This is a genomic window from Bradyrhizobium sp. (assembly GCF_016462955.1).
In the GTDB taxonomy this organism is placed as follows: Bacteria; Pseudomonadota; Alphaproteobacteria; order Rhizobiales; family Xanthobacteraceae; genus Bradyrhizobium.
Genome location: NZ_JAEMSD010000631.1, coordinates 1 through 3,385, shown reverse-complemented (window position 1 = coordinate 3,385; position 3,385 = coordinate 1). Strand labels below are relative to the sequence as shown.

General features: G+C 63.5%; 9 protein-coding genes. 5 read left to right on the top strand and 4 right to left on the bottom strand.

What is annotated here, in order from left to right:
• From JHD07_RS35860 to hspQ, 4 genes are all read left to right on the top strand, one after another.
• Positions 1-102, top strand: a 102-nt coding sequence (locus tag JHD07_RS35860; RefSeq protein WP_291630787.1) for a DUF269 domain-containing protein, incomplete at its 5' end; no start/stop codon positions are given.
• Positions 103-111: 9 nt separating this feature from the next.
• Positions 112-312 carry a CCE_0567 family metalloprotein gene (locus tag JHD07_RS35855; RefSeq protein WP_291630786.1) on the top strand — a complete coding sequence of 67 codons (201 nt, stop codon included), beginning with the start codon at positions 112-114 and terminating at the stop codon, positions 310-312.
• A 13-nt stretch (positions 313-325) separates the two neighbouring features.
• Entirely contained in the window at positions 326-613 is a 288-nt protein-coding gene (gene fdxB, locus JHD07_RS35850; RefSeq protein WP_131870828.1) for a ferredoxin III, nif-specific, read from the top strand.
• A gap of 19 nt (positions 614-632) precedes the next feature.
• Positions 633-950: a heat shock protein HspQ gene (hspQ, locus tag JHD07_RS35845; RefSeq protein WP_291630785.1), complete on the top strand. Its 318-nt coding sequence runs from the start codon at positions 633-635 to the stop codon at positions 948-950.
• Between the two features lie 26 nt (positions 951-976).
• Here hspQ and JHD07_RS35840 read toward each other — a convergent pair whose 3' ends face one another.
• Together JHD07_RS35840 and JHD07_RS35835 are read right to left on the bottom strand one after the other, a co-directional pair.
• Positions 977-1,294, bottom strand: a complete 318-nt coding sequence (locus JHD07_RS35840; RefSeq protein ID WP_291630784.1) for a hypothetical protein — start codon at positions 1,292-1,294, stop codon at positions 977-979.
• Positions 1,291-1,752, bottom strand: coding sequence for a hypothetical protein (locus tag JHD07_RS35835; RefSeq protein WP_291630783.1), 462 nt, complete (start codon positions 1,750-1,752; stop codon positions 1,291-1,293). Before JHD07_RS35835 ends, JHD07_RS35840 begins: the two co-directional genes overlap by 4 nt.
• Before the next feature lie 235 nt (positions 1,753-1,987).
• Between JHD07_RS35835 and JHD07_RS35830 the strand changes: the two genes are divergently transcribed.
• On the top strand, positions 1,988-2,392 hold the full coding sequence (locus JHD07_RS35830) for a Rieske 2Fe-2S domain-containing protein (protein WP_291630782.1): 405 nt from the start codon (positions 1,988-1,990) through the stop codon (positions 2,390-2,392).
• Between the two features lie 10 nt (positions 2,393-2,402).
• Here the strand turns inward: JHD07_RS35830 and JHD07_RS35825 are convergent, their stop codons facing one another.
• Positions 2,403-2,993, bottom strand: coding sequence for a hypothetical protein (locus JHD07_RS35825; RefSeq protein WP_291630781.1), 591 nt, complete (start codon positions 2,991-2,993; stop codon positions 2,403-2,405).
• Positions 2,994-3,054: 61 nt separating this feature from the next.
• On the bottom strand, positions 3,055-3,385 hold a 331-nt coding region (locus tag JHD07_RS35820), incomplete at its 5' end, for a hypothetical protein (RefSeq protein WP_291630780.1).

The window sequence follows — 3,385 nt, the reverse complement described above, 5'->3', positions numbered from 1 at the left end:
TTTGGTTTCGACAATCTCGCCAAGCTTGCGGCCGAGGGCGACAAGTACGTCGCAGGCGGGGTCGAGATGATCCGCAAGTTTCCCGATGTCGCGAATTACTGAGGTTGGAGCATGAGCGACCTTGAAACACTGAAAGCCGAGATCAAGAAGCTGTCGGCCAAGGCCACGCAGGCCAAGATGGATCTCCACGACCTGTCGGAGGAGCTGCCGATCAACTGGACCTCGATTCTGACCGTCGCCCAGAAGGCGCACGACGCCTTCGCCGAGCTCGAGCGCAAGCGCGAGGATCTCAAGACGCTGGAAAAGGCATAACCGGATCCCGACCATGTCCTACGCAACCCGCGACGGCCGCGACTGGAAGCCGGACTATCTGGTCTCGATCGATGCCAAGAAGTGCATCGGCTGCGGCCGCTGTTACAAGGTCTGCGGCCGCGAGGTCATGACGCTCAAAGGCATCAACGAGGACGGCGAGATGATCGACCTCGATGACGACGATGACGAGGTCGAAAAGAAGGTCATGGTGATGAACGACGACGGCGCCTGCATCGGCTGCGGCGCCTGCGCGCGGGTCTGCCCGACCAACTGCCAGACCCACGCCCCCGCAGCCGCCTGAGGCGCGCGCAGGACCAGCGATGGGCAAGATCCAGTTCGCCAGGTACAATATCGGCCAAGTGATCCGCCACCGGCTTTACGCGATGCGCGGCGTCATTTTCGACGTGGATACGTCGTTTGCCGGCACCGATGGCGAATCGGCATCCGACGGGATAGCAACGAGGCTGGTCTATCGGCTTTTCGCCGAAGACGACGAAATTCCCTATGTGGCCTGTATTGCCGAGAATGACCTGGAGCCCGATGATTCCGGCGAGCCCGTCAGCCATCCCGGAATCGGGGCGATGTTCGAGGTCGGCGAAGCAGGTGGCTATCGCCGGCGCGGGCACGTGATGAACTGACGCGCGATATGCGCGGCGACCCCGGTCTACTCGATCCCCTGTTCGCGCGCCTTCATCATCGCAGCGATGCGGAAACGTTCGTGGATCGCGACCGGATTGGCGAGCATGCCGGCCTCCGCCTCCCTGAACGCGGCGAGAACGATCTCCGCCTCAGTTTGCGTAAGGGGCACCCGGCCGGCCATGTGGGTCGCCTCCGGGGCGGCGGCACGGATCGCGCGGCGATAAGGATGATCCTTCACCTCAATCAGCTCGTTCGCCTCGAGCTTGCCGCCCAACGTAATCGCGAGCCCCACGACCTCGAGCTTGCGGCCGTCCTGCGTCGTCTTGACCAAAATCGCCATCACGGCACCAGCGGCATGGCATAGCCGGGGCGGGGATGGGCGTCGTAATAGTCAGGGCGTTCCGGCCAGCCGCCTTCGGCGATGAACTTGAATGCGGTGATCTTCACCGGCGCACCCTGCGAGCAGGAGACCTCGGCGAACTTGATCTCGCGCGGGCCCGGCCCGGCGGAGAAGTCCGCCACGACGGTCCCGTCGGCCTTGCAGGCCCGCGCGAAGCCCGGCGTGCCGACGCTGCTTGCCGGCACCGGATTGGCCGCGAGGGTCACGCCGCCGGCTTCAGCACTGAAAGCGGGGCTTGCAAACTTGAACGTGGCGAGCACGCCGCTGCGATCGACGGGGCGATCGGCAGTGACCGGGCGCGCGACCGAATAGACGGTCAGCGTGCCGCCATCGAGCAACGCCTTGATCTCGTCTTCCGAGCAGGCGGCGAATTCAGACGCGACGTTCCTCTTTTTCTCCATGCCGAAGGGGCCTGGCTGAATAGCATCAATTTCCATGCCAGCTCGCGCGAGCGCGCCAAGAGCTGCGGCGCCACAGAATTTGGGGGGAATCGGCTGCAATCGCCCCGGCATGCCGAACCGGCTGGCGACAAGGCTGTCGCATGTCGGATTTCTGACGTGACGCGATCCACGTCAGGTCTCCGGCCTAGCGCGATTCTTGCAACGTTCGGACGATCCGGACGCCAACGAGGACAGCATGGACCAGAATACCGCCTATGCGATCTGCGCCTTCAACGACATTCCAAGCCAGCGGGCGATTGGGTTTCATCTTCAGATCGTCGGCGAGGACGGCGCGCCACGGCCCTGGTCGATCGTGATCGTGCGCTGGGGCAAGCAGGTATTCGGCTATCTCAACCGCTGCCCGCACAATGGGGTGAACCTGGATTGGGAACGCAACCAATTCCTGGACGGCAAGGGCACCAGGCTGATGTGTGGCAAGCACGGAGCCACATTCGAGCTCAGCACCGGCATTTGCGTGGACGGGCCGTGCAAGGGCGAGAGCCTGACGCCGATCGCGCTCGCCGTGCTCGACGGCGACATCTGCGTGACCGGCGTCTCGCTCGTGGAGGACGACGAGGCGGCTTGCGAGGAAGAGATCTGACGACGGTGCGTCAGACCGGACGGTTCTCGTTACGGTTCTTCACCGGCTCCATCTTCGCAACGCCGTCCTCGAACGAGATCTCGGCATAGGAGCCGTCGAGCTCCATCGCGGCATCGAGCAGATAGTCGAGCTTGCCGGCGGTATCGAGCTTCTTGATGTCGTTCTTGTCGACCCCGGCGAGATCCATCATCTCCTTCCACACCGTCGATTCGTCGCACGGCAGGATACGGAACTCGATGTCGCCGATCCGTGTGCGGTATTTGGCGAGAAGATCGATGTTGTTGCAGAAGATGAAGTAGCTGCCCTTCGGGCTCAACGCGCCGTCCAGCACCTTGGCGACGTCGGCGAGATAGGCGTAGGAATGCAGGTAGCCGGCGAGCACCGGGATGGTCTCTTCGCCCTCCTGCGCCACGGTCAGCACCTGCTCGATCGAATAATCCGGCGGACGCTTTTCATCGGCGACCTGGGTCTGGAATTTCAGTGCGATGTCGCCGCGAAAGCCGAAGCGGCCGGGCTTGGTGGTGTCGCCCTTCAGCACCGCGTTCAGCAGCCGGCCCTCCTTGTCCAGGCGGCCAAGGGCGGTGTTGTCGATCGACGTCATGGATCTCTCCTGTCTCATCTGCCGCGCGCCCGTCTGGCCGCCGCGAAGGGTTCAAGCGCCCTTATGCAAGGAGTTTGCCGCCTGCCTGCTTATGCGTCGAAAGTGTAGATGCGGCGGCAATCCTGACGGCCCTGCGCGACCGCAGCGGCCGCTCCGGTATCGCCTTGCCATTCGGCCTGCACGCGCCGCGAACGCTGTCTGTCGCAAACCCGACAAGCGTCGCAAAGGCAACAGCCGGGTCGCGGAACGAAAATGCAGCAATTTCAGGCGCGTGCGCTCTGGCACAGGACTTGCGATCCCCCTGATCCAACAGACCCAGACAGCGAGGGCGAGCGATGATCAACCTGACGGACAGCGCGGTGAATGCGGTGAAGACCGCGATCTCCTCGGCA

What these genes read in the sequence shown, in the direction of transcription:
- JHD07_RS35825 (WP_291630781.1), bottom strand. Translation starts at nt 2,993, where the DNA reads ATGACGTCGATCGACAACACCGCCCTTGGCCGCCTGGACAAGGAGGGC.
- hspQ (WP_291630785.1), top strand. Translation starts at nt 633, where the DNA reads ATGGGCAAGATCCAGTTCGCCAGGTACAATATCGGCCAAGTGATCCGC.
- JHD07_RS35855 (WP_291630786.1), top strand. Translation starts at nt 112, where the DNA reads ATGAGCGACCTTGAAACACTGAAAGCCGAGATCAAGAAGCTGTCGGCC.
- JHD07_RS35830 (WP_291630782.1), top strand. Translation starts at nt 1,988, where the DNA reads ATGGACCAGAATACCGCCTATGCGATCTGCGCCTTCAACGACATTCCA.
- fdxB (WP_131870828.1), top strand. Translation starts at nt 326, where the DNA reads ATGTCCTACGCAACCCGCGACGGCCGCGACTGGAAGCCGGACTATCTG.
- JHD07_RS35835 (WP_291630783.1), bottom strand. Translation starts at nt 1,752, where the DNA reads ATGGAGAAAAAGAGGAACGTCGCGTCTGAATTCGCCGCCTGCTCGGAA.